27 protein-coding genes and 1 pseudogene are annotated in these 26,242 nt (G+C 64.8%); 15 read left to right on the plus strand and 13 right to left on the minus strand.

The window, feature by feature from the left end; all coding sequences use genetic code 11:
- Positions 1–38 precede the first annotated feature (38 nt).
- Positions 39–980, plus strand: a complete 942-nt coding sequence (locus LDZ24_RS07075; protein WP_248319866.1) for a DMT family transporter — start codon at positions 39–41, stop codon at positions 978–980.
- Positions 981–1,001: 21 nt separating this feature from the next.
- Here LDZ24_RS07075 and LDZ24_RS07080 read toward each other — a convergent pair.
- Positions 1,002–1,534, minus strand: a pseudogene (locus LDZ24_RS07080) (cupin domain-containing protein).
- Here LDZ24_RS07080 and LDZ24_RS07085 point away from each other — a divergent pair.
- Positions 1,421–1,684 carry a hypothetical protein gene (locus LDZ24_RS07085; protein WP_248322376.1) on the plus strand — a complete coding sequence of 88 codons (264 nt, stop codon included), beginning with the start codon at positions 1,421–1,423 and terminating at the stop codon, positions 1,682–1,684. The pseudogene LDZ24_RS07080 and the gene LDZ24_RS07085 sit on opposite strands and share 114 nt — an antisense overlap.
- A gap of 467 nt (positions 1,685–2,151) precedes the next feature.
- Here the strand turns inward: LDZ24_RS07085 and LDZ24_RS07090 are convergent, their stop codons facing one another.
- Both LDZ24_RS07090 and LDZ24_RS07095 read right to left on the minus strand, forming a co-directional pair.
- On the minus strand, positions 2,152–2,382 hold the full coding sequence (locus LDZ24_RS07090; protein WP_248319867.1) for a hypothetical protein: 231 nt from the start codon (positions 2,380–2,382) through the stop codon (positions 2,152–2,154).
- A gap of 37 nt (positions 2,383–2,419) precedes the next feature.
- Positions 2,420–2,803, minus strand: coding sequence for a hypothetical protein (locus tag LDZ24_RS07095; RefSeq protein ID WP_248319868.1), 384 nt, complete (start codon positions 2,801–2,803; stop codon positions 2,420–2,422).
- 222 nt (positions 2,804–3,025) lie between these two features.
- Between LDZ24_RS07095 and LDZ24_RS07100 the strand changes: the two genes are divergently transcribed.
- Positions 3,026–3,943 (plus strand): LysR family transcriptional regulator, encoded by a 918-nt coding sequence (locus LDZ24_RS07100; RefSeq protein WP_248319869.1) that lies wholly within the window; start codon positions 3,026–3,028, stop codon positions 3,941–3,943.
- 1,395 nt (positions 3,944–5,338) lie between these two features.
- Here LDZ24_RS07100 and tehA read toward each other — a convergent pair.
- Positions 5,339–6,337, minus strand: a complete 999-nt coding sequence (gene tehA, locus LDZ24_RS07105) for a dicarboxylate transporter/tellurite-resistance protein TehA (protein ID WP_248319870.1) — start codon at positions 6,335–6,337, stop codon at positions 5,339–5,341.
- Between the two features lie 193 nt (positions 6,338–6,530).
- Here tehA and LDZ24_RS07110 point away from each other — a divergent pair, with 193 nt between their 5' ends.
- Positions 6,531–6,851: a hypothetical protein gene (locus LDZ24_RS07110; RefSeq protein WP_248319871.1), complete on the plus strand. Its 321-nt coding sequence runs from the start codon at positions 6,531–6,533 to the stop codon at positions 6,849–6,851.
- A gap of 391 nt (positions 6,852–7,242) precedes the next feature.
- On the opposite strand, the gene LDZ24_RS07115 is transcribed toward LDZ24_RS07110, so the two are convergent.
- The gene (locus LDZ24_RS07115) at positions 7,243–8,721 is read right to left on the minus strand and encodes an NCS1 family nucleobase:cation symporter-1 (protein ID WP_248319872.1); all 1,479 of its coding nucleotides are present in this window, start codon (positions 8,719–8,721) and stop codon (positions 7,243–7,245) included.
- Between the two features lie 206 nt (positions 8,722–8,927).
- Between LDZ24_RS07115 and LDZ24_RS07120 the strand changes: the two genes are divergently transcribed.
- The 5 genes from LDZ24_RS07120 (at position 8,928) to LDZ24_RS07140 (ending at position 13,449) form a co-directional block, all read left to right on the plus strand.
- The gene (locus LDZ24_RS07120; protein WP_175940354.1) at positions 8,928–9,131 is read left to right on the plus strand and encodes a hypothetical protein; all 204 of its coding nucleotides are present in this window, start codon (positions 8,928–8,930) and stop codon (positions 9,129–9,131) included.
- Positions 9,132–9,234: 103 nt separating this feature from the next.
- Positions 9,235–10,146, plus strand: coding sequence for a YihY/virulence factor BrkB family protein (locus tag LDZ24_RS07125; RefSeq protein ID WP_248319873.1), 912 nt, complete (start codon positions 9,235–9,237; stop codon positions 10,144–10,146).
- An 80-nt stretch (positions 10,147–10,226) separates the two neighbouring features.
- Positions 10,227–11,093: a DMT family transporter gene (locus LDZ24_RS07130; RefSeq protein WP_248319874.1), complete on the plus strand. Its 867-nt coding sequence runs from the start codon at positions 10,227–10,229 to the stop codon at positions 11,091–11,093.
- A gap of 483 nt (positions 11,094–11,576) precedes the next feature.
- The gene (locus LDZ24_RS07135) at positions 11,577–12,317 is read left to right on the plus strand and encodes a hypothetical protein (protein ID WP_248319875.1); all 741 of its coding nucleotides are present in this window, start codon (positions 11,577–11,579) and stop codon (positions 12,315–12,317) included.
- Between the two features lie 73 nt (positions 12,318–12,390).
- A complete protein-coding gene (locus LDZ24_RS07140; RefSeq protein ID WP_371747413.1) occupies positions 12,391–13,449 on the plus strand; it encodes a diguanylate cyclase domain-containing protein in 1,059 nt (352 codons plus the stop codon).
- A gap of 27 nt (positions 13,450–13,476) precedes the next feature.
- Here LDZ24_RS07140 and LDZ24_RS07145 read toward each other — a convergent pair whose 3' ends face one another.
- Positions 13,477–14,388: a recombination-associated protein RdgC gene (locus LDZ24_RS07145; protein WP_248319876.1), complete on the minus strand. Its 912-nt coding sequence runs from the start codon at positions 14,386–14,388 to the stop codon at positions 13,477–13,479.
- 166 nt (positions 14,389–14,554) lie between these two features.
- Here LDZ24_RS07145 and LDZ24_RS07150 point away from each other — a divergent pair, with 166 nt between their 5' ends.
- Complete coding sequence (locus LDZ24_RS07150; protein WP_248322299.1) at positions 14,555–14,872, plus strand: hypothetical protein; 318 nt, start codon at positions 14,555–14,557, stop codon at positions 14,870–14,872.
- Positions 14,873–14,933: 61 nt separating this feature from the next.
- On the opposite strand, the gene LDZ24_RS07155 is transcribed toward LDZ24_RS07150, so the two are convergent.
- The gene (locus LDZ24_RS07155; RefSeq protein ID WP_175940360.1) at positions 14,934–15,092 is read right to left on the minus strand and encodes a hypothetical protein; all 159 of its coding nucleotides are present in this window, start codon (positions 15,090–15,092) and stop codon (positions 14,934–14,936) included.
- A 72-nt stretch (positions 15,093–15,164) separates the two neighbouring features.
- Positions 15,165–15,992 carry a DMT family transporter gene (locus LDZ24_RS07160; protein ID WP_248319877.1) on the minus strand — a complete coding sequence of 276 codons (828 nt, stop codon included), beginning with the start codon at positions 15,990–15,992 and terminating at the stop codon, positions 15,165–15,167.
- A 153-nt stretch (positions 15,993–16,145) separates the two neighbouring features.
- Between LDZ24_RS07160 and LDZ24_RS07165 the strand changes: the two genes are divergently transcribed.
- From LDZ24_RS07165 to LDZ24_RS07175, 3 genes are all read left to right on the plus strand, one after another.
- On the plus strand, positions 16,146–17,540 hold the full coding sequence (locus tag LDZ24_RS07165; RefSeq protein WP_248319878.1) for a selenium-binding family protein: 1,395 nt from the start codon (positions 16,146–16,148) through the stop codon (positions 17,538–17,540).
- Positions 17,541–17,573: 33 nt separating this feature from the next.
- Positions 17,574–18,224 (plus strand): hypothetical protein, encoded by a 651-nt coding sequence (locus tag LDZ24_RS07170; protein ID WP_248319879.1) that lies wholly within the window; start codon positions 17,574–17,576, stop codon positions 18,222–18,224.
- A gap of 196 nt (positions 18,225–18,420) precedes the next feature.
- Complete coding sequence (locus LDZ24_RS07175) at positions 18,421–19,110, plus strand: bifunctional 2-polyprenyl-6-hydroxyphenol methylase/3-demethylubiquinol 3-O-methyltransferase UbiG (protein ID WP_248319880.1); 690 nt, start codon at positions 18,421–18,423, stop codon at positions 19,108–19,110.
- A gap of 854 nt (positions 19,111–19,964) precedes the next feature.
- Here LDZ24_RS07175 and LDZ24_RS07180 read toward each other — a convergent pair.
- Together LDZ24_RS07180 and LDZ24_RS07185 are read right to left on the minus strand one after the other, a co-directional pair.
- On the minus strand, positions 19,965–21,056 hold the full coding sequence (locus LDZ24_RS07180; protein ID WP_248319881.1) for a hypothetical protein: 1,092 nt from the start codon (positions 21,054–21,056) through the stop codon (positions 19,965–19,967).
- Between the two features lie 163 nt (positions 21,057–21,219).
- Positions 21,220–21,432: a hypothetical protein gene (locus LDZ24_RS07185; protein WP_248319882.1), complete on the minus strand. Its 213-nt coding sequence runs from the start codon at positions 21,430–21,432 to the stop codon at positions 21,220–21,222.
- Between the two features lie 179 nt (positions 21,433–21,611).
- On the opposite strand from LDZ24_RS07185, the gene LDZ24_RS07190 reads away from it, so the two are divergent.
- Positions 21,612–22,655, plus strand: coding sequence for a DUF2235 domain-containing protein (locus LDZ24_RS07190; RefSeq protein WP_248319883.1), 1,044 nt, complete (start codon positions 21,612–21,614; stop codon positions 22,653–22,655).
- Between the two features lie 179 nt (positions 22,656–22,834).
- On the opposite strand, the gene LDZ24_RS07195 is transcribed toward LDZ24_RS07190, so the two are convergent.
- On the minus strand, positions 22,835–23,245 hold the full coding sequence (locus LDZ24_RS07195) for a hypothetical protein (protein WP_244846331.1): 411 nt from the start codon (positions 23,243–23,245) through the stop codon (positions 22,835–22,837).
- 213 nt (positions 23,246–23,458) lie between these two features.
- Here LDZ24_RS07195 and LDZ24_RS07200 point away from each other — a divergent pair, with 213 nt between their 5' ends.
- Positions 23,459–24,217: an SDR family NAD(P)-dependent oxidoreductase gene (locus LDZ24_RS07200; protein ID WP_248319884.1), complete on the plus strand. Its 759-nt coding sequence runs from the start codon at positions 23,459–23,461 to the stop codon at positions 24,215–24,217.
- A 79-nt stretch (positions 24,218–24,296) separates the two neighbouring features.
- On the opposite strand, the gene LDZ24_RS07205 is transcribed toward LDZ24_RS07200, so the two are convergent.
- Both LDZ24_RS07205 and LDZ24_RS07210 read right to left on the minus strand, forming a co-directional pair.
- A complete protein-coding gene (locus LDZ24_RS07205) occupies positions 24,297–25,532 on the minus strand; it encodes a porin (RefSeq protein WP_248319885.1) in 1,236 nt (411 codons plus the stop codon).
- Between the two features lie 397 nt (positions 25,533–25,929).
- Positions 25,930–26,202: a hypothetical protein gene (locus LDZ24_RS07210; RefSeq protein ID WP_248319886.1), complete on the minus strand. Its 273-nt coding sequence runs from the start codon at positions 26,200–26,202 to the stop codon at positions 25,930–25,932.
- Positions 26,203–26,242 lie beyond the last annotated feature (40 nt).

Raw genomic sequence — 26,242 nt, forward strand, 5'->3', positions numbered from 1 at the left:
CTACGATGGCTTCATCCTTTCTTTACGCGAAGCCTGTCATGAATCCCGTCAATCTAGCTCAGTTGCTTTTGCTCGCCGCGCTGTGGGGCGGCTCATTTCTCTTCATTCGCGTGGGGGTGACCGATCTCGGCGTCGCGCCGCTGATGGCGCTGCGCGTGGGCATCGGCGCTGCCTTTCTCGTTATCGTGTTGATGCTGCGGGGCTCGCCGCGCGAGGCGTTCGCGACCATGCGCAAGCGCGCGTGGCCGCTTTTCGTGGTCGGCGTCTTCAACTCCGCCGCGCCGTTTTGTCTCTTCGCCTATGCGGAATTGACGTTGACCGCGGGCGTCACCTCCGTGATCAACGCGACGACGCCGCTCTGGGGCGCGCTCGTCGCCTACCTGTGGCTCGGCGATCGCTTGAGCCGCCTGCGCGTGGCGGGACTGGGCATCGGTTTCGCGGGCGTGATGGCGCTCGTGTGGGATCAGATGTTCGTTCACGACGCCACGACACCCGCGATCGCGCCGATGACGACGGCGCTAGCGGCCCTCGCCGCGCTGGCCGCGACGCTCTGCTATGGCATCGCCGCCAGTTACACGAAGCGGTATCTGACCGGTGTCGATTCGCTGACCGTGGCAGCCGGCACGATGAGCGCAGCGACGCTCGTGCTCATCCCGTTCGCGCTCGTCGCGTGGCCCGCGGGCGCGGTGTCGCTCAGCGCGTGGGGCGCGGTGCTCGGCCTCGGCGTCGCGTGCACGGGCGTGGCTTACATGGTGTTCTTTCACCTGATCGCGGTCGCCGGACCCGCGCGGGCGATCACCGTCACGTTCGTGATTCCGATATTCGGGATTCTGTGGGGCGCGCTCTTTCTGGCCGAGCGCGTGTCGGCGGGCATGGCCGCGGCTTGCGCCGTCGTGCTGGCCGGCACCGCGCTCGCGACGGGCGTCGTCAAGCGCGTGCCGCTCGTGCGCGAACGCCGCGCGGCGTGCGCCAAGCAGTGAACGTAGTGCGCAGTACGCCGCTTATCGCCACAAGCGCGTGAGCGGTCCGCCTTCTCCGCCGACCGGATCGCTTTTCGGGAACGGCAGGGCTTCCATCGCGCGCCGCTCGTCGTCGGAGAGCGCGTCGCGGCGAATGTCCCACTGCTGGTCCGGGGGTACGCGCCGATCACCTGAAAGCGGCGTCCGCTCGTCAGCAAGCAGTGCCCCGTGCCGGCAGGCAGAATCAGGGCATCGCCTGCGCGCAGGGGGATCACGCGCCCGTTCGGTCCGCCGATGATCAGTTCAGCTTCGCCTGACGCCACGCCGAGCGCCTCATGCGCCGTCGAATGGAAATGGTGATAGTCGAAGACGCTGTCGCGCCATTGCGGCGGCCAGCCGTTCTGCGCGAAGAGCGCCTCGAAGCGGCTGCCGCAGTCGCGGTCCTGAGGATCGATCGCGCCGTGCCAGACGAGTACCGGCAAGCGCGCGTTGTTCGGCACCCAGCCGTTCGCCGCGAGCATGAACGACTCGCAGCGGGCGTCGGCCGCCTGCTCGGTTTCGGTGTGCTCGGCCATATGCGTTTCTCCGTGGAATCGGGAGCATCGCAGCAACGGCTGTTCCTGTCGTTAGGCGCGGTTCAGCGTGTTTTCGCGCTTCGTCGGCTCGCGGAGATTAGCGGCCGTGCCAGTGCTCATTCCGCCGAACCCGACGCCGACACCTATTAACCGCGTTGTCACGCGTCGCCGGCTCGCGGAGATCAGCGGCCGTGCCAGTGCCCGTGCCCGTATCCGCCGAAGCCGACGCCGACCGATATTCATCGCGTTCCACGCCTCTCCGGCTCACCGGAGTTTAGCGGCCGTGCCAGTGTCCATATCCGCCGAAGCCGACGCCGACCGATATTCGTCGCGTTTCCACGCCTCTTCCGCTCGCCGGGATTAGCGGCCGTGCCAGTGTTCATTCCGCCGAACCCGACGCCGACCGATATTCATCGCGTTTTCACGCCTCTTCGGCTCGCGGAGCTTAGCGGCCGTGCCAGTGCCCGTATCCGCCGAAGCCAACGCCGACCGATATTCATCGCGTTCCACGCTTCTCCGGCTCACCGGAGTTTAGCGGCCGTGCCAGTGTCGATATCCGCCGAACCCGACGCCGACCGATATTCGTCGCGTTTCCACGCCTCTCCGGCTCGCGGAGCTTAGCGGCCGTGCCAGTGTCCGTATCCGCCGAAGCCAACGCCGACCGATACCGACGGCGCGTAGTACGCCGGCGCATAACCGTAGCCGTATGCGGGCGCATAGCCATAAGCCGGCGCGGGCGCATAGGCATACGGCGGCGCATAGACGCAGCCGCTCAATGCCGCCGCGAGCGCGAGCGTCGCGGAGACGATCGCCAGACGCGACACGCGCCGGCCCGGCTTGGTGTTCATGTGCCTATTCATGATGTGCGCTCCCCGACGTCCGGTCTCACCAATGGCGATGGCCATAGACGCCGTGATGCGCGTACCAGTCGCGACGGTCCCAATAACGGTAGCCGTCCCAGTAACGATCGCCGTGCCAGCCGACGACGATAGCCGGCGCGGGCGCGACCATCACGGGCGCGGGCTGGTACACGACGGGCGGCGGCGCGGGCTCATACACGACGGGCGGCGGCGCGGGTTGCTCGACGTAGACGGGCGGCGGCGGCGCGTACACGGGTTGCGGCGCGGCGTACACCGGCGCAGGCGCGGCATAGACCGGCGCGACCGGGACGCCCAGATTGACCCCGATGCTCACGCCCGCGAATGCCGCCTCGCACGCGAGCGCGGCGCATGCGGCGATTCCCAGTCCGATAATTGTTTTGACGTTCATGTTGTCCTCTGCCTGACGGCCGCAGCACGGCCATGACCGCATGTTAGGCGGGCGCGTCGGGCCTTGCGTTACAACGCCTGTAACAGATGTGAACGTTGAAACGAACGGTCGGCTTGCGCCGTATCGCCCGTCGCGAGCGTATCGGCGATGTCGCCGCAAGCGGTTGCGCGGTCGGGCGCCCGGTGGGATAGTGCGGGCTTCGTCAAAAAAGGTTGTGAGCGAATGGACCTGTTGCGAAGCATGCGGATTTTTGCGCGCGTGGCGGAAGCGTCGAGCTTCACGGCGGCGGCACAACAGTTGGACATCACGACGGCGCAGGCATCGCGGGCCATCACCGATCTCGAGACGCACTTGCGCACGCGGCTTCTGAATCGCACGACGCGGCGCGTCGCGCTGACGGATGCCGGTAACCGCTATCTCGCGCGATGCAAGGAAGTGATCGAGCTAGTCGATCTGTCCGAAGCCGAAGCCGGCGATGCCCGCGTGCTGCCGAGCGGCGTGCTGCGCATGCATGCGCCGATTACGTTCGGGCATCACTATGTGGTGCCCGCGCTCACGCGGTATCTGGAGGCGCATCCGCAAGTTCGCGTGGAGTTGACGTTGTCGCAGAACGTGCCCGACATGCTCGACGAAGGCTACGACGTCTTCGTGCAGGTGACGACATCGGCGCTGCCGGACTCGGCGCTCGTCTCGACCCGCATCTGCTCGATGCCGAGCGTGCTCTGCGCGTCGCCGCGTTATCTGGAGCGGGCGGGCGTCCCGCGCGATATCGACGATCTGTCGAAGCATGCTTGCCTGCAACTCGTCACCACGTTTTTTCCGGTCGATCGCTGGGCGTTCGAGGGCCCGCGCGGACGAGCCGAGGTGGATCTTCCGCCGGGGCGCCTGCGGGTCAATTCGGCGGATGCGCTCGCCTTCGCGGTCGCGGATGGTTTCGGCATTGCGCCGCTGCCGGCGCTGTCCGCGCTGCCGTCCATTAGAAGCGGAGAACTCGTGCGCGTGCTTCCCGAGTGGGAACTGCAAACCATGACGATCTACGCGATGTATGCGTCGCGGCAATATCTCGATGCGAAGATCAAGACGTGGGTGGCGTTTTTGAAGGAATTCGTCGAAGGGACGCTGGCGGAGCAGATGGGGTGAGGGGGCGGGAAGTTCTCGGGGTGGTCGGCGGGGCTTTGTTCGTTGCGTTCGACCGGTCTCGCTTTTGGCATTCTGCATTCGGCATTCCGCTTGCCTTTGACGTTGTCCTTTGGCGTTCGCCGTCCCTCTTCGAACAACCTTGACTTCCAACGCAGCCGGCCGACGTCACCCGCCACCGAAGCCGATGGGTTGAGGGTGCGCGAAGCTGGCGCAGTGGGCGGCGTTTGCTGGTTGCCCTGAATGGGGTCTGGCGCCTCGCCTTTGGCGTTTGGCGTTTGGCGTTTGGCGTTTGGCGTTTGGCGTTTGGCATTTCGCACTCGGCATTCCGCGTGCCTTTGACCTTTGCCCTTCGGCACTTGCCGGCCCCACTTGAACAACTTCTCCTAAAAGCAGACGGCCCACGTCATCCCATCACCGAAGCCGACGGGTTGACCGTTCGGGAAGCTGGGCGTGGCGGGTGGCATTTGCTGGTTGCCCTGAACGGGTCTGGCCTCTCGGGTCTGGCCTCTCGGGTCTGGCCTCTCGGGTCTGGCCTCTCGGGTCTGGCTTCTCGGGTCTGGCTTCTCGGGTCTGGCCTCTCGGGTCTGGCTTCTCGGGTCTGGCTTCTCGCGTTTGGGTTTTGCATTCGGCATGCGGCATCTCGTCCCACGTGGCTTTGACCTTCTTGCCCTTTGGCGTTCGCCGCCCCGTCTTAGATCAGTCACTTGCAACGCAGACTCCCGGCATCACCGCGCCACTGAAAACTATGGGTTGAGGGTGCATGAAGTTGGGCGTGGCCGCGGCGTTTGCAGTTTGCCCTAGGAACGGGTCTGGCTTCTCGCCTTTGGCGTTTGGCGTTTTGCATCCACCATTCGCCGTTCATCATTCGCCATTCTGCGTGCCTTTGCCTTACCCATTGAGGACCATCGCCCCTTGTTGGGGGTTCGCTCCCAACGCCGAGTTCCGACATCACCCCGGCACTGACGCCTATGGGTTGAGGGTGCACAAACGCGGACTCAGCGGGCGTCGATTACTGTTGCCCCCAAACGGGTTCTGGCTTCTCGCCTTTGGCGTTTGGCATTCGGCATTCCTCAAGCGGCATTCCACATGCCATTGACCTTCGCCCTTCGGCGTATGCCGCCCCTATTCGATCAGTTCGCTTCAACGGAGACGGCCGGCGCCAACCCGCGACCGAGCCTATGGCTTGAGGGTGCGCGAGGCGAGCGTAGCGGGCGGCGTTTACCGGTGCGCACAACGGCTCTGGCTTCTCGCGCTTGGCCTTTGGCATTCTGCATTCGGCATTAAGCATGCCTTTGACCTTCGCCGTCCCCCACTTCAAACAACTCACTCCCGACAAAGAAGCCCCCCACCAACCCACCGCCGACGCCCGCCGCCCCGCCCGCCGCCTCGCCCGCGTCACGCCTGCGTCGCCTGCACCGGCACTGCCGGAACCACCGGCACCAGCCGCCCCTGCAAAGCCGCCCGCACCGTCCCCGCAACCAACCCCGCGATCACCACGTTAGCCACGATAAACGAAGCCACCGCGATCCATTCCACCGGACCCTGCGCCCCGCGCTCAAGCATGCGGATGGCCATCGTCGGCAACGCGGCCACGCCGAAGCTGAACGCCCAGTACGAAGGCGCGAACGCGCGCTGACGAATCCACGGCACGAGGCGCGTCAAGATCAAAGCCTGATAGAGTCCGTAACCGAGCAGCATGTACGCGAAGACATCCGGCACCCCGTGCGTGATCGCGAGATACGACACGCCTCCCACCACCGGCGGCGCGAGCTGAATGCCGAGCGTCGGGCGCAGCGCATCGGCGAGCGGCTCGTGCACGGCGGCGCGATGAAGCAGAATCGATTCGATCGCGAGCCACGAGAACACGCCCGCGCCGAAGAACAACGCGCCGAGCTGCGTCCAGCCGAAGGCCGCGGCTGCCGTGCCTGCGACGAAGCTCGGCGCGACAGTCGGCAGATACATCGCCGGTGTCGTAAGTTCGGGTTTGCGGCCGCCTTGCCAGAAGCGCCCGTGCAGGAACGCCCCGAGCGCGAGTTGGCTCGCAACGCCTACGAAGAAGAGCCCCACCGCGAGTTCGCGCGAAACGGCCTGAACCGCTTGCGCGGCGAGCATCGTCGATACCGGGACGAGCGCCGCAAACGACGACTGCACCGGATGCCGCATCTCCGCGATGGCCTCCTCGCGCTCGGTCAGCCACTTCCGGCCATAAGCGACCAGAAGCGCGATCCATACGACGAGCGCGCCCGCCGTCAGCAGATCCGGCACGCCATGCGGGACATGCCACACGCGAGCCGCCGCGCGCCATGCGCCCGCCAGCGCCAGCGTGCCCACCGCGATGCCGAAGAACGCCACCGGCATCGGGCCGGGACGGGTTGCAGGTTGGTTCTTGTCCATTGCCTTCTCCTTTTCGCATGTCCGAAGCGCGCGGTTGCGTTCTTCGTCGTTGGAGAAAGCTTAGTGGCGAGGGCCGGCGGCGCAAATGTCGCAACGTCTTGTTCGGCTGCTCGATCGTCTCAGACTCGCGATGCTCCGCAGCGCCAAACTGCGCGTAACATCCACGGCATCATTCACGCGAGGAAACGACACGATGGCATATCGCATCGCACGCACGCTCGTCACCCTGGTTCTGCTCGCGCTGGCCGCCTGCACCGGCCCCGTCGAATTCTCCGCGAACGCGAATCCGCCGCCTGCCAGCGAATCCGTCAACGCCGACTTCAGCGGCATGGACCGCGCGATGGACACCTGCAAAGCCTCGTCGCGCAACGCGGGCCCCGGCCGATGCGCGCAGGTTCGCGCATATGAAGCGTGCATGAAAACGCAGGGCTACATCACCGTGCTCGGCCCGGAGAATCCGCCGAATTGCGGACAACCCGACTGGGAACAGGATGTCCGCCGCTGGCTGAAGTGAATTCGTGTGAAAGCCACGGCTGCGACGACGGAAGTATGCGATGTCCGACGTGGCGAGCTCCACGCTCAGCATGCAAATGTCGAGCGGCTCGCTGGGCCGAAGACTGGCCATCGCTGTGGGCCGCTGACCCGGGCTCAGCGATGCCCGCCGAGGCGTGCGACGAGCCTCGCTTTCGGCCAGCGAGAGCGCGAGATGGCCGTGAGAGCGCATCGCGTGCTGCGACGCCGGCAGCAGACCGTGCGGCCGTGCGGATACGGCAATGGCTTCGCGCACATGGAGTTGCATCGCGCAAGCACTCGGCATCTTCCCATCGGCATGTGCAGCACGGCAACATCCGCGTCGTCCGCTCGCAGCACCTTGCCCGCGTCGTCGCGCGAACGCGCCGTTCCGGTCAAGTACGCCGAGCAACGCGCATGAAGACGATATAAAGCAACGCCCCCGCCACCGCGCCGATCAGCCAGCCGAGGTTGTTCGGTGGCAGCACCTTGAGCAGTTGCGTCGAGAGTTCCCAGCCGACCGAGATCACGCCGGACACGATCAGCGCCGCGAGCCCGACCTTGTTCCAGCCGCCGTCGTAGTAAAAGCGCGAGCCGGGCTGCATGGTGTACAGCTCGGCGGCGTTCACGTGTTGACGCTTCACGAGGTAATAGTCGGCGATCATCACGCCATAGAGCGGCGCGAGGACCGCGCCGAACACCGACACGAAAATCGTGATCGCCTTCGGACTATCGACGAAGATCCACGGACACACGACCACCGCGAGCACCGACGCGATCAGCCCGCCCTTCTTGAAGTCCACGTGCTTCGGGAACAGATTGGCGATGTCGTAGGCCGGCGATACGAAGTTCGCGACGATATTGATGCCCATCGTCGCGATCACGAACGTAATGCTGCCGACCGCCACCGCGAGCTTGTTGTCGATGCGCGAGACGATCTCGACCGGGTCCATGATCATCGCGCCGAATACTTTCTCGCTGCCCGCCGTGACGATCACGGTGATGATGGCGAACGCAATGAAGTTGAACGGCAGGCCCAGGAAATTGCCGATCTTCATCTGTCGCTCGCTTTTCGCAAAGCGCGAAAAGTCGCCGAAATTCAGCAGCAGCGCGGCGAAATAGCTAACGACGAGCAGAATGGCGTTCACCATCGCGTGCAATTGCTCGTCGCCCGGCAGCACCTTGCCGGAGAGCGTGAGATTCAGGCTCCCGAGCCCCGCGCGATACAGAATCCATCCCATCAGAAAGAACATCACGACGTACACAGCCGGCCCGCAAAAGTCGATGAACTTGCGGATGATCTCCATGCCACGCTGAAAGATCACGAGTTGCAGCAGCCACATGAAGAGAAAGCTGACCCAGCCGAGCATGTCGAGCCGCAGAAAGCTCGAATCGCGCAACGCCACGGCCGACGGCACGAAGAGCAAGAGCAGCGTGGCCACCGCCTTCGACGCGAAGTACGTCTGCACGCCATACCAGACAATGCCCACGACGCCGCGAATCAGCGCGGCGAGGTTCGCGCCCATCACGCCCATCGAGACGCGCGCCATCACGGGGAATGGAATGCCGTGCACCAGGCTCGGCTTGCCGACCCAGTTCATCAGCACGTAGACCACCAGAATGCCGATGGTCATCGCAAGCAGGACCTGCCAGCCCGAGAGCCCGAGCAGAAAGAGGCTCGCCGCGAAGGTGTAGCCGCCGACGCTGTGCACGTCCGACATCCACATCGCGAAGATGCTGTAGCCGGTCCATGTGCGCCGCGCGCGCGGCACGGGCGCGAGGTCGTGGTTGTAGAGACGCTCGTCGGCGTCGGCGACGTCGACATCGGCGCCCGGACCGAGAGCGGAGGTATTCGCAACGTGCGAAGCTGGCATGATCGTCCCCTCTGTTCAAAGCGTCGAGCCGCGTTGAGCAACGTTGAGTAGCGTTGCCTGCAACGCAAACGGCCGACAAATGAAGCCGCGATGGAGATGCGAATCGCCAGATCCGGGGAAAAGCGCGCGGGCCCGGCCACGACGGGCGCGCGCCCGCCGTTACAGAGAGATTAAAGTAAAACGGCGCGCTTGCCGATATGCGGGGCATGAGAAAAAAACGCCTTCCCGCCCGCGATGTGAATCTCGCCTTCGCCGCTGCCGCCGAAGCCCTTGCGCTCATCTGCCGGTTGCGCCGCATCGACGCGGCCGATCTGCCGGCACAGGACGTCGATGCGCTGCTCGACATCGCGTTCGAAGAAGCCGCGCAGCAAGCCGCCGCACGCCGCACGAAAGCGCATCGCGCGGGATAGACATCGCTTCGGGCGTGCAAGTTGCTTGGCGGCTTGTCGTCCCGTCGCCCTGAACATGGGGCTGGCCATCGTGCGAGGGCCGCACACGCGCCGCGGAGGTTCCATGTCGAAGATTCTCGGCCCCGTGCTCGGGCCACAGATCAAAAGCGTCGCGCGCCATCCGCTCGGGTTTCTCACGCGGACCGTGAAGGCGTTCCGCGCCAATCAGGGCATGCTGCTCGCCGGCGCGGTGGCGTATTACGCGCTGCTTTCCATCGTGCCGCTCCTGATTCTCATCGTGATCGTGCTGTCGAAGTTCGTCGGTCAGCAGGAGTTGCTGGACACGCTCGCGCATCTGCTGGAATGGCTGGTGCCGGGACAGGCGCGCGCCATCGTGCGCGAGCTCGCCAATTTTCTGACGCATCGCGCGGTGATCGGCTGGCTGCTTCTCGTCACGATGATCTTCTTCAGTTCGCTCGCCTTCACCGTGCTGGAGAACGCGATGTCGGTCATCTTCGTGCACCGCGTCGCCATTCGACGGCGCCACTTTCTCTGGTCCGCGCTGCTGCCGTACTGCTACATCCTGTTTCTCGGCGTGGGCATGCTGATCGTCACGCTGGTGTCGAACGGCCTTCAGGCGATGGGCGATAACAGCGTCACCCTGCTCGGCTTCGACGTGTCGCTCAAGGGCGCGTCGCGGGTGCTGCTCTATCTGCTCGGCGTGGCGGGCGAGGTGTTCGTGCTGACGTCCATCTATCTCGTGATGCCGGTGGGGCGGCCGTCGTTCAGGCTCGCGCTGCTCGGCAGCATCACCGCCGCCCTGCTCTGGGAGATCACGCGCCACGTGCTCGTCTGGTACTTCGCGACGCTTTCGCAGGTGAGCGTGGTGTACGGGTCGCTCACGACGTCGATCGTCGTGCTGTTCAGCCTCGAAGCGCTTGCGACGCTGCTGCTCTTCGGCGCGCAGGTCATCTCGGAGTTCGAGCGTTTCGGCTTGCCACAGCCGGACAAGCCGCCCGCCTTTCGCACCGACTGACACGCCGACTGACACACCGCGCGATGTCCGCGCGGCACGGTTGGGATACATTCGGCGCGTTGCCATCACCGGGACTTTCGATGGACGAAGCCTATCCCGATGCGTCGTCGCCGGCGCGCACCGCCACGCTCGCCGCGCTCGCGATGCTCGCGTTCGCCGGCAATTCGCTGCTGTGTCGCCTGGCGCTGAAGGGCACGAGCATCGATGCCGCGACGTTCACGTTCGTGCGCATCGCGTCGGCGGCGCTCGTGCTGTGGCTGATACTCGCGGCGCGCGGCGGCGATGCGCGGCGCGCCGGAAGCTGGGCGTCGGCCGCGATGCTCACGCTCTATGCGGCCGCCTTCTCCTATGCCTATGTCGCGCTGTCGGCCGGCGCAGGCGCGCTGCTGCTCTTCGGCGCGGTGCAGGCGACGATGATCGGCTACGGTCTCTTTCGGGGCGAACACCTCACCGCGCGTCAATGGCTCGGCCTGACGCTCGCGCTCGCCGGCCTTGTCTGGCTCGTGCTGCCGGGACTGGCCGCGCCGCAGCCGTTGTCATCGGCGCTGATGCTCGTGGCGGGCGTCGGCTGGGGCGTGTATTCGCTAAGAGGCCGCGGTCTCGCTGATCCGACCGCCGCGACCGCCGGCAATTTTCTGCGTGCGTTCCCGATCGTGGCGGCGGTTTTCGCGCTCGCTTACCGGCACGCGACGTTCGACGCCGCCGGGTTCGGCTATGCGCTGGCCTCGGGCGCGCTGACGTCGGGACTCGGATACATCATCTGGTATGCGGCGCTGAAGAAGCTCGAACCCGCGACCGCCGCGACCGTGCAACTGAGCGTGCCGGTCCTTGCGGCAGCGGGCGGCGTCGCGCTGCTAGGCGAGGCGCTTACGGTCCGGCTCGTCGTCAGTTCGGTGGCGATTCTCGGCGGTATCGCGCTCGTCATCGCCAGTCGCCGAAAACGCTAGAATGAGCGGCGCTTCATGCATTCGCCGCTTCCGTCTGTGCGCAAGGCAACCAAGCGAAGCCTCGCTGATCTGAGGAATGGCGATTGCGGTCGGCTGGCCTGCTCGATGCTACGGTAGTATTCGGTATTCGCGCGGTCACGTGCGGCAGCGTCATGCGCAGTGCGGCTTGCGGCCGGCAGCGCGCGTCGCGCAACACCGTGGCTGCTGACGATTGGCAGATTTTGCCGGCCTGCGGCAAGCCTTACATCGTTGCAGGCGGTACGGCCGGTTCTCCGCTTCCCGATGAGCCACGCTCGGGGCAACGCCGTCGAGATCGGCCGCACGCTTTTTCAGTTTGATTATTCATTTCGAATGACGCGCGCAGCGTAAGGGGTCACGCCCGCTTCGCTTACGCGCTTCATCCGGCTTCCTGCGGCGACCCGCGCACGACCGCGCGCGCGGTCGGTGTCCGCCGCTGATGTACATGTTCTGGAGAGCGCAGCCATGCCTCACCACGCTGAACTACCCGAAGAGCCGTTCGCTGGCGTCGCGACGCCAGCGAACGATCCTTCCGTACCGCTTGCCGCGTCCGAGACCGCGCCCGACTTCGACGACGATCTCGACGCGCCGCGCGCGCCCCTGCGCTTCGGGCGGCTCGCGCTCTGGATGGCGTCGGCGAGCGCGCTCGGCATCGGCGTGCTCGGCACGGTCGCCTACAGCATGTGGTTCAACCACGACCAGCGCGTCTATACGGAAGCGATGGCGAGCGCGCGCCGCACGCTCGGCATCGACCAGCCGGTGATCGCGGCGGGGCCGCCGTCGCAAACGCTGTCGTCGGGCGTCGTGCAGGCACCGCCGCCCACCACGAGCCTCGTCGCGGCGCACGCGGACACCACGGCGCTCGCCGACAACCCGCCCGCCGACACGTCCGGCACCACGAGTCTCGGGCCCGTCGCGGTCGCGCCGGTGGCCACGGCCGCGACCGTCGCTGGCGCATCGCAAGATGCGGCGTCGCCATCGCGAACGGCGGCAACTCCTGCGTCGCAGACGGTCGCGGCGAATCGCCCGAGTCGCGGCGCAAGCGGCCAGGCGGTGCGCACGACACAGGCAAAAGAGGCCCGGCATCGAGCGTCGCGTGCCAGGGCCGAGCCGGGACTCTTTGCCCGCGTGGGCGCGTTCTTTCATCGAGTGAGCTATCGACGCAATGCCACATCCGGCCAGCGAGAGGAATATTCCCGTCCGTGAGAACGGCGCGACGCACGTGCTGGCGGCGCGCGCCGCGCGCGTGTTCGACGAGGCCCGCGCGCAGGCCGGGCGGCTGCGCATGCCCGGCCCGGCGCCGATGGCCGCCGCCGCGCTGCTGTGTCTTTTGATCGGCCTGCTGTTTCTCGCGTATCAGGTGCGCGGCATCTTCTCCGCGCAGCTCGAGCAGGAATACGTCGGGCTCGTGCTTCAGGCCGTCGAGCGCGCGGACGCGGCGCGCGCTTCGGCGATCGCGCTGAAGGACGCGTCCGCCACCGACGCGCAGCATCGCGCCGCATACCGCGAGGCGCGCATCGAGTGGGCGGCGCGACTCGCGAGCCTGCATGCGCTCATCACGTCGAGTCCCACGCCCGCACCCGCGTTGCCGCCCTCCGCGCTATCCGCGGCAGCGGACTTCAATCAGGCGAGCGCCGCGCTCGATTCCGCCGACGCCTATTGGCGCGATCAACGCGATCGCGCGAGCAGCGACGTTCGCGCGCGCATCGTCAGCGTGTCGCACACGTTGATTGCATTAACGGCGGTCGTGTTCGGCGTGCTCATCACGGCGCTCGGCATGTATGCAAAACGCAATCGGCAGCTCGTCGGCATCTCCAGCGAATTCGAGCACGCGTCGCTGCACGACGCGATGACCGATCTGCCCAATCGCCGCAAGCTCTTCGCGGCGCTGGAGGAATCGGCGGAGGCGCTCGCCGACGGCTCGCAGGCGAAGCGCATCGCCGTGCTGTATATCGACCTCGACGGCTTCAAGCGCGTCAACGACACGCTCGGGCACCGCATCGGCGATGAATTCCTGATCGCAGTGTCGCGGCGTTTCCGGCAGACGGTGCGCAACAGCGATATCGTCGCGCGCATCGGCGGCGACGAATTCGCGGTGCTGGTCAGAGAGTTTTCGAGCGATCTGGAACTGGCGGCCATTGCGCAACGCATCATCCATTGCGTCGCGGAAACGGACACGCGCATGGGCTTGTCGCTCGTGCGTGCGAGCATCGGCATCGCGAGCTTTCCGGATCGCGTGACCGATTACTGGCGGCTCGTCGCCGCCGCCGACGAAACCATGTACGCCGTCAAGCGCAACGGCAAGAACGGCTACGCGTTCGCGTCGGCGGCCTCATAACTACGCGCTGCTGCGCGATCGTCCGCGTCAGGCCGCCGCGCGCAAGTCTTCTTCGCCGCCAAGCGCTTCGGTCAGCGCCGCGAAAAGGCGCGCGAGCTCGCCCGTCATCAGCAGGAAATCCGACTCGAAGCGTTCGTCGTCGTTCGCGGCGGTGGGATCGGCTGCTTCCTTGATGACGTCGAGCGGGCTCACGCGCTTGAGCGTGAGCGACGGCGTAAGCACGAACGACACGCGGTCGTCCCAGGTCATCGCAAGACGCATGCACTGCTTGCCGGCTTCGATATGGCGGCGCATGTCCTCCGCCTCCAGCGCGTGACCGACATAGCGCACGGTCGCATTGCCCTCGCCCGCCGAACGCAGTTCCGTATCGCGATCGAGCGTGAAGCCCGCGGGCGCGTCGCCCGTCAGCAGCCATTCCGTCATCGCCGACACGGCCGAGCGCGCGACGCGCACGCTGGCGAGCGGCAAGTCCGTGACCGACTTCACCAGCAAGCCGATGATGTCGTCGGCGAGCGTGGCGGATGCCGCATCGATGGCGAGCCAGCCGTGCACCGGATCGATCCACACCCGCGTATCGCGGCGAATGCTGAACGCGCGCGGCAGCAGTTCATCGGTCACCTGCTCCTTCAGTTCGCGCATCTGCTTGCGGCCCGGCTTGAAGCCCTGCTGCTCTTCGAGTTCCAGCGCGCGGTCCTTCGTGAACTGCGTGACCACCGACGCGGGCAAAAGCTTTTTCTCCGCGCGGTACGTGAGCAGCATCTGGCGATTCACGGTGTAGACGAGCGCATCGTCGCCGCGCGGCGAGACCCAGCCGCGCCGCTCGTTTTCGATGCTCGATGCATCGCTGAAAGCAAGCGGCGCGAGCCACTGCTGCATCTGATCGGGCGTGACGGTCCAGTGAACGGGAAGACGGTGAAGCTGAAGATTCTTGAACCACATGGCGGCGCTTTCGATGTTGTTCGGAAAAGCGGGCCATTCTATACGACGCATGCGGCGTGGCGCGAGCCGCCGGCTTTATGCGAAGCAGCGCGGCGCATCCATCGGCAGAAACGGGACTACACTGAGGGCGCTCGATCGCACGCGTGCATCGGGCGAGGAGGTTGGAATGATCGATCTAGACGCGAACAGCACGTTCCGCGGACTACCGCTCACGCCTGAGCAGGACGCCGAAGTCAGGCACTACATCAAGAAGAAAAAGCAGCGCGGCGAGCCGTGGAAGACGCCCGAATTGCGCGCGATGTTGCGCGACATGCTCGAGCCGCCCGACGAAGAAAGCGCGATGGATGAAGTCGCGGACGACGACGCGCGCGCGGTGGCCGAACGGGCTTCGGCTTTCATCGACGATGTCATGGACCCGATCGAAAGCAGCGAGGAATGGCACGCGGCAATGGAAGCCGAAGCGATGAAAGGCCCGCGGCGTTGATAAGCATGGTTGACCCGAGAAGCGCCGGCGTGGACGGCGCCGTTCGCGTCCGCACGCTCGTTCAGTGCCTGCGATGCGTCCAGTCTCGCGGCGGATGCGTGTCTAGCCAGCGCGCTTTCGGCGGATGAATGTTCGGATGTTTGTGATGCATCACGAGAATCACGATGGCGCATAACACCACGACGACTCCCACCATCAAGCTGATCATCGGCTCGGTCATCGCAACCTCCTTCGGGCTCGAGGGGCAACGCTTTCATTGTAGGTGCTTGCGCCGCCGCGGAACACGCGAATGTCACGCGCCGATGCACACCGCGCCCGCCGCGATCACGCAACAGGCCAGCAGGCGTCGCGCGGTCAGTTGCTCGCCGAGGAAGATGCGCCCGATGAGCGCCGCGAACACGACGCTCGTTTCGCGCAGAGCGGAGACGGCGCCCATCGCGCCGAACTGCATCGCCCAGATGACGATGCCGTATGCGGCCACCGAGACGAGCCCGCCCGCTACGTTCTGCGCGACGGCGGCGGCGGGCGCGCGCAACGCATGCCGCCCTCGCAGCGCGACGAAAAGCGGCAGCATCAGCAGATAGAACGCGAACATCCACGCCGTATAGGAGAGCGCGTGCCCCGAAGCCCGCACGCCGATGCCGTCGATCACGGTGTAGACGGCAATGGTCGCGCCCGTGACGAACGCGGCCAACGCGCCCTTTCCCGACAGATTGCCGCGCTGCAACGCGAGCCATACGATGCCCGCCGATACCATCACGATACCCACCACGGGAAGCGCGCCCGGATGCTCGCGCGCGAAAAATGCCGCGCCGAGTGCGACGAGCATCGGCGAAGAACCGCGCGCGATGGGATACGTCGCGCCGAGATCGCCGCCCTGATAGGCGCGCACGAGCGCCATGTTATAGCCGATATGCACGAGCCCCGACGCCACGATGCACGGCCATGCGCCGCTCGCGGGCAGCGGCAAGAACGGAATGGCCACGACGGACACGACGCCGATGCAAAGGCTCATCCACGTCATGGAGAGGAAGCGGTCCGCGTTGCCGTGCAGCATCGCGTTCCAGGTCGCGTGTAAAAGTGCGGCGAAGAGCACGCAGCCGCCTACGTAGCTGAACATCCGTCGAACCGTCCTCTTTTGAGAAGTGCCCAGTCTAAGCCAGACGGGATTGCGACGCGACAGCTTTGTATTGCGCAATCCCTTATATGCGAGCCGCCGCATGCGCTCTAACCATGTCCTATAGTGCAGAGGACCGCATGAGGGAGACACGACATGGCGACATGGAAACCCGACCCGAGCTTCTACCCTTCCCCGCGTCTTGCTGCGAAGGCGCCCCGCGAAACGCTCGCCTACGTCGCGACGTTCGATCCCGAGCGCAAGAGTCCGGACAAGCTCGCCGTCGTCGATGTGGACCCGGATTCGTCGAGCTATGCGCAGATCGTCGGCGAACTGGCGATGCCCGACGCCGGCGACGAACTGCATCACTTCGGCTGGAACGCGTGCTCGTCGTGTCTGTGCCCGAACGCGCCGCATCCGCATATGGAGCGGCGTTATCTCGTCGTGCCGGGACTGCGTTCGTCGCGGATTCATATCGTCGATACGAAGCCCGACCCGAAGAACCCGGTCATCGTCAAGACGATCGAGCCCGAAGAACTTGCTGAGAAAACGGGCTATACGCGCCCGCATACGGTTCATTGCGGACCGGGCGGCATCTATGTCACCGCGCTCGGCAACGCCGAAGGCAAGGCGCCCGGCGGCGTGCTGCTGCTCGACCAGCAGAGCTTCGATCCACTCGGCCGCTGGGAAGTGGATCGCGGACCGCAGCAACTGGCCTACGACGGCTGGTGGCATCTCGGCTACGACACGATGGTCACGAGCGAATGGGGCACGCCCGACACCTTCGAAGAGGGCCTCGTGCCCGAACTGCTGCTCGGCGCGAAGTACGGGCGCAAGCTGCATTTCTGGGACTTCACGAAGCGAAAGCATATTCAGGAGATCGACTTCGGCGACGAGTATCAACTCGTCTTCGAACTGCGGCCCGCCCACGATCCGACCAAGGCGTATGGCTTCGTCAATTGCGTCATCAGCCTGAAGGACCTGTCTTCGTCGATCTGGACGTGGTATCGCGACAAGGACAAATGGGCCGTGAAAAAAGTGATCGACATCCCGGCCGAGCCCGCCGATGCGTCGGTGCTTCCCCCGCTCTTGCAGGGCTTCGGCGCGGTGCCGCCGCTCGTGTCGGACATCGATCTCTCGATGGATGACCGCTTCCTCTACGTGTCATGCTGGGGCACGGGCGACATGCTGCAATACGATGTCTCGGACCCCTTCACGCCGAAACTCACGGGCAAGGTCCGCATCGGCGGTGTGGTGGCGCGCGCCACGCATGCGGGCGCGAAGAACGGTTCGCTGAACGGCGGGCCACAGATGGTCGAAGTCAGCCGCGACGGACGACGCGTGTACTTCACCAACTCGCTCTACGGCGCGGTGGATGCGCAGTTCTACCCCGAAGGCATCGACGGATGGATGGTCAAGCTCGACGCCGATCCGAACGGCGGCCTCTCCATCGACGAGAAGTTCTTCATCGACTGGCCGAAGGGACACCGCCCGCATCAGATCCGGCTGCAAGGCGGCGATTGTTCTTCGGACTCCTATTGTTACCCGTGAGTTATCCTTGATGCTCACGTCGGACGTCATCGCATGAATGCCGTTACGCCGTCGCTCTGGCTCACGGCGGCGGGCCTCGGCGCGTTTCATGGCGTGAATCCCGCGATGGGATGGCTGTTCGCGCTCGCACTCGGCCTCTATGCACATAGCAGGCGCGTGGTGCTGGTGTCGCTCGTGCCGATTGCGCTCGGGCATGCTGCGTCGGTGGCGCTGGTGCTCGCGGGCGTGCTGACGCTCGGCTCGGTGGTGGATCATGAGACGCTTGCGCGCGGTTCTGGCGTGTGTCTGATCGGCTGGGGCGCATGGCGTGCGTGGCGCGGACATCGCGGACGGCCGACGGTGGGCATGCGGACCGGCCTCGCGGGTCTCGCGCTATGGTCATTCGTGATGTCGAGCGCGCACGGCGCGGGCTTGATGCTCGTGCCCGCCCTGCTGCCGCTGTGCGGGGGCGCGGGTGCAAATGCAGGCGCGGCGGGCGCGTCCTCGGCGGCAGCGTTCGAAGCCGGCGCGCTCGCGCTGTCCGTGCATACCGTGGCGATGCTCGCTGTGATCGCGGTCATCGCGCTGGCCGCCATGTCGCTGCATGAGCGTACCGGCCTCGCGTTCCTGCGCACGGGCTGGGTCAACGTCGACTGGCTTTGGAGTGTGGCGTTGATCGCATGCGGCATCTGGCTCTGGGTATAGCGTGGATGCCGCTTTTCGTTGCGCACCGCGATGGCGGGCGGCGGCAGAAGTTCGGCGCCTAACGCCTACCGCCGCCGATTGCACGAGTCCTCGCGTCCCGGCAATATCGCCGAAAACGACGAATAAAAAACGCTGTGCTGCGCCAAGATACGGACCCGGCCGGTCCGATAAAAGTCATAACAACGGGGACTCTGTCATGCGCGAAATCTCGTACGAAGAACAAACCGTCAATTCGATCAATCCGCTCGCGCGCTTCGCCCATCGCACGCGCATGACCGTGGCGACCGAGCTCGTCACCGGTCTATGCCCCGCACGCGGAACCGTGGTGGACTTCGGCGCGGGACCGGGCCTTTTTCTGCATACGCTCGGCGAGTCGCGGCGGGACATCACGTTGATCGGCCACGACAAGTTCATGGCGCCCGCCTTTGCCGAAGTGAAGTATGCGGAGTCGCTGGACACGGTTGCATCGCATAGCGTGGACGTGCTGACGGCTTTCGAGGTCTGCGAGCATCTTTATCCCCGCGAAGTGGACGCGCTGCTCGATGACGCCGCGCGAATCCTGAAGCCGGACGGCGCGCTCGTCATTTCAGTGCCGATCATGTACGGACTCGCGATTGCGCCGAAAGTGTCGAACTGGATGATCCGCAGCCGCACGCTCAAGTCCGAATACACGCCTGCGGAATTGCTCAAGTCGATGATCGGCATGCGCGTGAGCCGGCCGGCGAACCCGCGCACGACGCATAAGGGATTCGATTTTCGCGAGCTTCGCGAGCTCGTGAGCGAGCGCTTCGTTGTCGATGCAGTGCATACGAGTCCGGTGCCGCACGCGCCTTGGTGGATTAGTTCGCAGTACTTTATGGTTTGCCGGACGCACGGGCTGCGCTGAGGGTGCGGGTTGCGTTGCGTTCGTCCGGCGACCGACCGGGCTTTCGAAAAGGGTGTGCGTCAGTCGCGGAAGTCGATCATGCGCGTCGGGCGTAGTACTTCGAAGTGCGATGGGAGGCGTTGCCGCGCGCGTTTCGGAGCTTCAGGTCTGCGAAGGACACGCGTCGACGAGCTTTTTCTGCCCGCGTGCGCGTTGCTGCTGACGGCTTCTTTCAGAAAGCGACGCGTGCAGGCACGGGGCGCTGGTCGGGGAACACCGGCGTCACATGCGAGGACAGGCGGCGGCATTCTGCATGCAACACGCCGCATGCGAAATGCGGGCGCGCTGGCGAGGTTAAGGTAACGGCCAACGATCGTCGAGGAGCTTTTCCGCTCGCGCCCGCATCCAGGTTAGCGGCACTTTCCGGAAAGCAATGTTCCAACCCGCGCGTCGCTGCGGTTCAACGCGAACGTCAGCGTATGTGTATGCGGACAGTTGCGTCCAGCATTCTGCATGCAACACGCCGCATGCGAAAAACGGGGGCGCGCGGGCCAGGTTGAGGTAAGCGGGCAACGCGCATCGCTGCGGCTCAACGCGAGCGTCAGCGTATGCGTATGCGAAAAGGCTGCGCCCCGCATTCTGCATGCAACACTACGCACGCAAAATGCGAGGCGCGTGTGCGAGGCTAAGGTGAACGGGCAGCCCCGTCGCGGAGCTTTGCCGCCCGCATTTGCTTCAAGGTTAGCTGGCCTTCCGGAAAGCAACGCTTCGACCCGCGCGTCGCTTCGGCTGGACGCGAGCGTCAGCCTATGCATATGCGGACAGGCTGCGGCTGGCATTTTGCATGCATGACGCGGCATGCAAAATGCCGCGCGTCAGTTAGCCGGAATCGTGACCACCGGCGCCTTCGCGGTATCCGTCACCTCGCCGAGCGCCATCAGGTTCTGCACCACGGTGAATGCGTACTTCGAATCGAAGTCGGCGCGGTCTATCCAGTAGTTCGACTTGTCGTACAGCACGCTCACGTAGGCGTCCGGCGGCGCTTTCTCGCCGACTTTCACAACGATCGTCGGACGCGTTTCGCCGCCGATCAGCCCGATCGTCGGCTTCGTCGCCCCGCTGCCGACCTGCGAATCCGGCACCGGAATCTGCGCACCCAGATCGGTGAGGATGCCGAGCACCGAGCGCGTGACCATCGGAATGCGATCGTGGTCCGCCGACTGTCCGTACACGATCTCGTAAGTCTTCATCTTCGGCGAAAGATGCAGCAGCCTGCGCACGAGCGCCAGGTCGTCGACGGTCTGCTTGTTCGCGCCGCTGCGCGTCGCGCCGAGCGTCATGAAAATGCGCGGCTGATGATCCTGGTCGCGCGTTTCCACATTCAGTTCGCCGGCAAGTTGCAGACGGCGCAGCGCCTGGAGCAACAGGAAGAACTCCGGCGCGCCCGACGCGTTGGGACCGCCGAGCGCATTGCCGTTCTGCAGGCCCGCGATGGATTGCGCGGTGATGCGCAGCAACAAGTCGACCGGAATGCCGCTTTCTGCGAGCGGCAACACGAGCGTCGGCGAGAGCGGGCGAATGTACGCGCTGGCGTACGCGTCGCCGGTGGTCGGAGTGAAGGTGAACGTCGGGTGATTCGAATACGAGACGCTGCCCGACGCTTGCGCGTAGTTCGGCTGCGCGCCGGAACCTGCATTCAAAATTGCGCCGCCTGTTGCATCGAACGTGTACGCGGCGATGATGCTGCTCACCGTGAGAAACGACGGCGCATCGGCGAAACGCAGCCCGACGATGGCAGCGAGAATCTCGCGCTTCTGCGCGTCGCCGAGTGCGCGGGCATAGTCCACCTGATCGGCCTTGAGCCGTGTTGGCCCGATGCCCGAACAGCCCGCCGCGAGGAACGTCGCGCTGATGAGAGCGATGGAAAGGGCCTTCGTTGATTTCTGGGTCGGTGTCGTCCGGTTCATATGGCCTTGAGTGAGGTCAGCGAGGAGATCGTCGGCGCAGTGGCCGCGGAGCCTCGGGGCCGGCAGCAATTCTCATACCATTTCTAACATCGGACGCGCAGGCGCAAGCCTTCCCGCCCGTTGCATCAGGCGAAGCAACGGCATAGCCAGCCACGCAAGACGTTCAGGACGCGTCTTTTGGTTCGTGGCGGCGCTCGGGCAGCGTTGCCTGTCCACGCCCATGCGCTATATGCCGACTCGCCTCCGCATGATGAGCGACGAGTGCATCGAGGCGATCCTGCGCGAAACGCGGGCCATCGTCGCGTGCGTGCGCCGTTGCGCTCGCGAGCATGGCGCCCGCGATCAGAGCGATAGCCTTCAGGCGTTTGGTATTCATTATTCACCTCCGCAGGAAGACGGGATGCGCGCGTCGATGCTCGATCGCGAGCCTCTCCCGTATCCGCCAAAATACAGCGTCGCCGCGCCGTCTGCATGTTGCATGCAAAGGCGGCCTTGCGGGCGGCGCAGCCATCTCCTATCTGTTAGCTCAAACGCTATGTTCAGGAGACGCCCGCCATGAGACTCGCCATTTTCTTCGACGGCACCTGGAATGAGCCGAACGACCGAACCAACGCCTACCTGCTCTACAAGCTCGCGCCCGAGACCGACGATCAAGAGACGCTGTACGTGCCCGGCGTCGGCACGCAGGGAAACGGCCTGTTCGCGCTGGCGAACAAGTTTCTCGGCGGCGCGTTCGGCGACGGCCTCTCCGCGAACATCAAAAGCGGCTATGCGTGGCTCTGCCAGCGGTACAAGCCCGATGCTTCGATCTATATCTTCGGCTTCTCGCGCGGCGCCTACTCCGCACGCAGTCTGGCCGGCCTCATTCGCAAATGCGGTCTGTCGAACGACTGGAGCGATGAATCCGTCGATCAGGCGTACGGCATTTATCGCGATCAGGGCGTGGGGCCATCCGACGACTCGGTGCAGGCGTATCGCAAACAGTTCGCGCGCGAGGTGGATGTCGCGTTCATCGGCGTGTGGGATACCGTCGGCGAACTCGGCATTCCTATCGGCGGGTTGCCGGTGCCGGGCTTCTCCAGCTACTACAACTTCCACGACACCACGCTCGCGAACAGCACGCGCGCCGCGTATCACGCGATAGCCGCGAACGAATTCCGCTCGCTCTACAAGCCTACGCTCTGGACGAAGGGAACCGAGGACCGCGGGCCGCTGCCGCTCGAACAGCGATGGTTCGCGGGGGCGCACGCCAACGTGGGCGGCGGCTATTTAAGCCCGCCGCGCGATCCCGCCGATCTGCTGCCGCTGATCCCGGCCGAATGGCTCCGGCACAAGGGGCAATTGCACGGCCTCACGTTCGACAAGCCGATCGAGATTCCTAAAGAGGCTTACTGCTGCGAGCCGATCGACTCGTATTCGGAATTCACAAAGATGAATCCGTTGCTCGAAGATGTCTGCAAAAAGGAGCCTCGCGTCGCCGGATCCGCGCTCAACGAGACGGTGGACCGCAGTCTTGCAGACCGGCTCGGCACACCCGGTTTTCTGGATGCATTCCCTTCTCTGCGTGACCAGTTGCGCGCGCTACCAGTCGGAACCTGAGGGCATTCTGCATTCAGAGTTCACACAGAAGAACCTGCCGCTGAAAGACGTCTGCTAGACGGAGCCGCGCGTCGCCGCGAAGCGCTCAAGAGCCGGTCGATCTCGGCCTTGCGAACTAGCTTCGACCGCCCGGTATTCTGTATGCGCTTTCCGCACGGGTCGGAACACCGAGCGCGCTTTCAGAAGAGATGCGGCGGCGTTCGATCCACCATATCCCGGGGCAGCGGTTCTTCGAGTTCGAACTCGACGCTCGGGAAATCCTGCAAGCGGCCGGCCACTTCGGCTTCGCCTTCGCTCGTGAAGAGGCCGTCGAGATAATCGAAGGTCAGCTTGTCGACCAGCGCCTTCAGCGCAAGCTCGGGGCTGCGTTTCGGCTCGACCGTGATATCGTCGACGTCCAGGCGCGCGCAGTATTCGCCGCCCTTCGATTCCATCGCGCCAATGTCGATCACCTTGCCATCGACGTTCTGCGCCAGCACGCGCTGCTCAACGGCGAACAGGCGAAAAGGCCGCTCGAGTCCGACCGGGTCGCCCGAGCCCGACGTCGAGCCGGTCTGGTCTTTTGCATTCGAATTCGTTTGCGCTGTCATCGCTGCTTCTCCTCGGATGCTTAAGGTCGTTTTCTGGAAGCAAGCCATGCGCCCGACGCGCGCCGTCCCACGCGAAGTGCGCAACGTCGCGCAATGTTTCCATTGCGGACCGGGTCGTCCTAAAGTGCTGTAGTCACCCGATGCAATACGAGATACGACTCGCGGAATGCAACTCGCAGGACGAACCCAAAGGAGCAGCAAGTGGACGGAACCATGAGCGCGAAAGTCGCAGTCATCACGGGAGCGGGCCGCGGGCTCGGGCGCAGCGCCGCACTCAAGCTCGCGCAACAGGGCGTGGGCATCATCGGCACCTGGCACAGCGACGCGGCCGCAGCCGAAGCCGTGGCCGGCGAGATCGAGGAACTCGGCTGCAAGTGCGCGATGCTGCAGCTCGACGTCTCCCGCAGTGAGACCTTCGGCGCCTTCGCGGATGAAGTATGCAAGGCGCTCGAACAATCGTTCGATCGCACGAACTTCGATTTTCTCGTGAACAACGCGGGAATCGGCATACACGCGGCTTTCGCCGACACGACGCCCGAGCAGTTCGACCAGCTCGTGAACATACACCTGAAGGGGCCCTTCTTTCTGACGCAGGCGCTGCTACCGTTCCTGCACGAGGAAGGCAGCATCGTGAACGTGTCGAGCGGACTGACGCGCTTCGCGCTGCCGGGCTACGCGGCGTATGCGGCAATGAAAGGCGGCGTCGAAGTGCTGACGCGCTATCTGGCGAAGGAGTTGGGGCCGCACGGCATCACGGTCAATGCCATCGCCCCGGGCGCGATCGAAACGGACTTCGGCGGCGGCGTCGTGCGCGACGATCAGGAAGTGAACGAATTCGTCGCGCAGAACACGGCGCTCGGGCGCGTTGGGCTGCCGGATGATATAGGCGGCGCGATTGCCGCGATGCTGTCCGACGGCAACCGGTGGATGACGGCGCAGCGCGTCGAGGTGTCGGGCGGGATGTTCATCTGACGCGCAGCGTTCGTGCGATTTCGCGGCGCAAAAAAAACCGGACGCCGAGGCGTCCGGTTCGCTGTGAAGCAGGTGCGGCTTAGAAGCGGTGGATGATGCCCACGCCTGCTGCAAACATGCTGCGCGACGCCGACGGAGCCGTGTTGAAGCCGTCGCCGATCGTTGCGTTCGCAGCCGTCTGCGCGTTTACAGCGCCGGTCGGCGAGAACGTCGGCTGCGCGAGCGTACGACCATTGGCGCGTTGGAAAGCTTCCAGCGCGTACAGGCCGGTACGCTTCGACAGCGAGTAGTACTGGGACAGGTTGAACTGGTGGTAGGACGCGGCATCCGAGATGCCGTTCGCCTTGCTGGCCCACGTGTAGCTGTAGCCTGCCGCGAAGTCCCATGCCGACGTCGCCTTCCAGTGCAGCACCGTGCCGGCCGTATTGAAGACGGCTTCGTCGGTGAACTTCGAGTTGATGCCCGGAATGTATTGAACGTTGGTGTACGTCGCGGTGATGTCCCACGCGCTGTTGAACGTGTAGCCGAGGCCCACCGCAAAGCGGTTCTGGGCTTGCGCGCCCTGGTAGCCGTTGGTCACGGCGGACACGCCCGACTGGCCTGCGGTGTTGGTCGTCGATGCATCGCCGTAGACGCCGCCGCCGACCGTCGAGTTGTTGATGCGCGTGAAGGCCACCGTGCCGCCGATCGGGCCTTGCTGATACTGGATCGCAGCCGACCACGTCGAGCCCTGATACACGCTGTCGGGCACGCCGGCGAACGAGTACGAGCCGCTGACCGTCACGCCATACAGCTTCGGCGACGTATAGACGACCGAGTTGTTCGCGCGGTAGATCGTGTCGAGCTCGTCCAGATCGCCCGGGTGCGCGCCGAAGTAGCCGGTCAGCCAGTTCGTCGGGCTATACGGCGACATCAGCGTGTAGTAGGACGTGTACTGACGACCCACGGTCAGCGTACCGTAGTTCGCATTCGTGAGACCGACCCATGCCTGGCGGCCGAACATCGCGTTGGTGTACTGCTGCGCGCCGTTGTTGATATTGAAGCCGGACTCCAACTGGAAAATGGCCTTGTTGCCGCCACCGAGATCTTCCGCACCCTTCAGGCCGAAGCGGCTGCCCGCCCAGATGCCCGAGGCGAGCTTGACGTTGGAACGGCCCGGCTGGGTCTTCGCCAGATTGGTCTGGCTGCTCTGATAGACGATCGAATCGTCGACGATACCGTACAGCGTCACGCTGCTTTGCGCGAACGCCGGCGCGGCGGCTGCGAACGCGGTCGCGGCGATGACGGCGGCCTTGGTCAGTTTCAAGCCCTTCATTTTTTCTCCTCTTGCTTTGTGCGGTATGAGCGGATTCTTCGTCGTCGACGCCGAAACCGGCGCGCTATCGCGCCGCGAGCGCAACTTTTATCGCTGGCAAGTGTATGGCTTGCGGATGGAATTCGAAAGAATCGCGCGTACTGGTGTCTTTTTTTTTCACCGTGTGGTTAACCAGTATTTGCTAGCGCGCAAATATTTGGCAACCAGGCACGAAACTGACAGAAAACCAACGCACGACGGGAGCTCGCGCGCCGGCCGGCAAGCCGCGCGGCGGGTTGCCAAGAAGGAAGAAAATAGAGAACAACGAAACCAGCGCCGACAGCGAGTCGCAAGCAAACGTAAACGGGCGAGCACCCCGCTCGCCTTCGCTCCGGCCGTACTGCGCGACGAAAGAACCCTACTGCTCGATCTTCGCGCGCAGTTCCCGAGCGGTTTCCAGCAGCCCTTCATAGCCCGAGCGGGCGTGCGAAGGCAGATCGGGATCGCCGACGAGCGTGCCGAGCGTCTCGATCAGGCTGTACAAGATGCCCTTCGCCGCGCCTGCGGCCATTCGTCCGGCGGCGACGGATTCATCGACGTGCGTGATGGCCGCATCGAAATGCTCGACATCCGGATGCGCTTCGTCGACGTTCGGGGAAAGCGGGCGCGGATCGGTCGGGTCGTCGTTCATGATGGTCTGCCTTCGTAGCTGTGCACGCTTCCTGTATAAC

This window comes from Caballeronia sp. Sq4a (assembly GCF_023170545.1).
GTDB lineage: Bacteria > Pseudomonadota > Gammaproteobacteria > Burkholderiales > Burkholderiaceae > Caballeronia.

What these genes read in the sequence shown, in the direction of transcription:
- LDZ24_RS07075 (WP_248319866.1), top strand. Translation starts at nt 39, where the DNA reads ATGAATCCCGTCAATCTAGCTCAGTTGCTTTTGCTCGCCGCGCTGTGG.
- LDZ24_RS07090 (WP_248319867.1), bottom strand. Translation starts at nt 2,382, where the DNA reads ATGAACACCAAGCCGGGCCGGCGCGTGTCGCGTCTGGCGATCGTCTCC.
- LDZ24_RS07095 (WP_248319868.1), bottom strand. Translation starts at nt 2,803, where the DNA reads ATGAACGTCAAAACAATTATCGGACTGGGAATCGCCGCATGCGCCGCG.
- LDZ24_RS07100 (WP_248319869.1), top strand. Translation starts at nt 3,026, where the DNA reads ATGGACCTGTTGCGAAGCATGCGGATTTTTGCGCGCGTGGCGGAAGCG.
- tehA (WP_248319870.1), bottom strand. Translation starts at nt 6,337, where the DNA reads ATGGACAAGAACCAACCTGCAACCCGTCCCGGCCCGATGCCGGTGGCG.
- LDZ24_RS07110 (WP_248319871.1), top strand. Translation starts at nt 6,531, where the DNA reads ATGGCATATCGCATCGCACGCACGCTCGTCACCCTGGTTCTGCTCGCG.
- LDZ24_RS07115 (WP_248319872.1), bottom strand. Translation starts at nt 8,721, where the DNA reads ATGCCAGCTTCGCACGTTGCGAATACCTCCGCTCTCGGTCCGGGCGCC.
- LDZ24_RS07120 (WP_175940354.1), top strand. Translation starts at nt 8,928, where the DNA reads ATGAGAAAAAAACGCCTTCCCGCCCGCGATGTGAATCTCGCCTTCGCC.
- LDZ24_RS07125 (WP_248319873.1), top strand. Translation starts at nt 9,235, where the DNA reads ATGTCGAAGATTCTCGGCCCCGTGCTCGGGCCACAGATCAAAAGCGTC.
- LDZ24_RS07130 (WP_248319874.1), top strand. Translation starts at nt 10,227, where the DNA reads ATGGACGAAGCCTATCCCGATGCGTCGTCGCCGGCGCGCACCGCCACG.
- LDZ24_RS07135 (WP_248319875.1), top strand. Translation starts at nt 11,577, where the DNA reads ATGCCTCACCACGCTGAACTACCCGAAGAGCCGTTCGCTGGCGTCGCG.
- LDZ24_RS07145 (WP_248319876.1), bottom strand. Translation starts at nt 14,388, where the DNA reads ATGTGGTTCAAGAATCTTCAGCTTCACCGTCTTCCCGTTCACTGGACC.
- LDZ24_RS07150 (WP_248322299.1), top strand. Translation starts at nt 14,555, where the DNA reads ATGATCGATCTAGACGCGAACAGCACGTTCCGCGGACTACCGCTCACG.
- LDZ24_RS07155 (WP_175940360.1), bottom strand. Translation starts at nt 15,092, where the DNA reads ATGACCGAGCCGATGATCAGCTTGATGGTGGGAGTCGTCGTGGTGTTA.
- LDZ24_RS07160 (WP_248319877.1), bottom strand. Translation starts at nt 15,992, where the DNA reads ATGTTCAGCTACGTAGGCGGCTGCGTGCTCTTCGCCGCACTTTTACAC.
- LDZ24_RS07165 (WP_248319878.1), top strand. Translation starts at nt 16,146, where the DNA reads ATGGCGACATGGAAACCCGACCCGAGCTTCTACCCTTCCCCGCGTCTT.
- LDZ24_RS07170 (WP_248319879.1), top strand. Translation starts at nt 17,574, where the DNA reads ATGAATGCCGTTACGCCGTCGCTCTGGCTCACGGCGGCGGGCCTCGGC.
- LDZ24_RS07175 (WP_248319880.1), top strand. Translation starts at nt 18,421, where the DNA reads ATGCGCGAAATCTCGTACGAAGAACAAACCGTCAATTCGATCAATCCG.
- LDZ24_RS07180 (WP_248319881.1), bottom strand. Translation starts at nt 21,056, where the DNA reads ATGAACCGGACGACACCGACCCAGAAATCAACGAAGGCCCTTTCCATC.
- LDZ24_RS07185 (WP_248319882.1), bottom strand. Translation starts at nt 21,432, where the DNA reads ATGAATACCAAACGCCTGAAGGCTATCGCTCTGATCGCGGGCGCCATG.
- LDZ24_RS07190 (WP_248319883.1), top strand. Translation starts at nt 21,612, where the DNA reads ATGAGACTCGCCATTTTCTTCGACGGCACCTGGAATGAGCCGAACGAC.
- LDZ24_RS07195 (WP_244846331.1), bottom strand. Translation starts at nt 23,245, where the DNA reads ATGACAGCGCAAACGAATTCGAATGCAAAAGACCAGACCGGCTCGACG.
- LDZ24_RS07200 (WP_248319884.1), top strand. Translation starts at nt 23,459, where the DNA reads ATGAGCGCGAAAGTCGCAGTCATCACGGGAGCGGGCCGCGGGCTCGGG.
- LDZ24_RS07205 (WP_248319885.1), bottom strand. Translation starts at nt 25,532, where the DNA reads ATGAAGGGCTTGAAACTGACCAAGGCCGCCGTCATCGCCGCGACCGCG.
- LDZ24_RS07210 (WP_248319886.1), bottom strand. Translation starts at nt 26,202, where the DNA reads ATGAACGACGACCCGACCGATCCGCGCCCGCTTTCCCCGAACGTCGAC.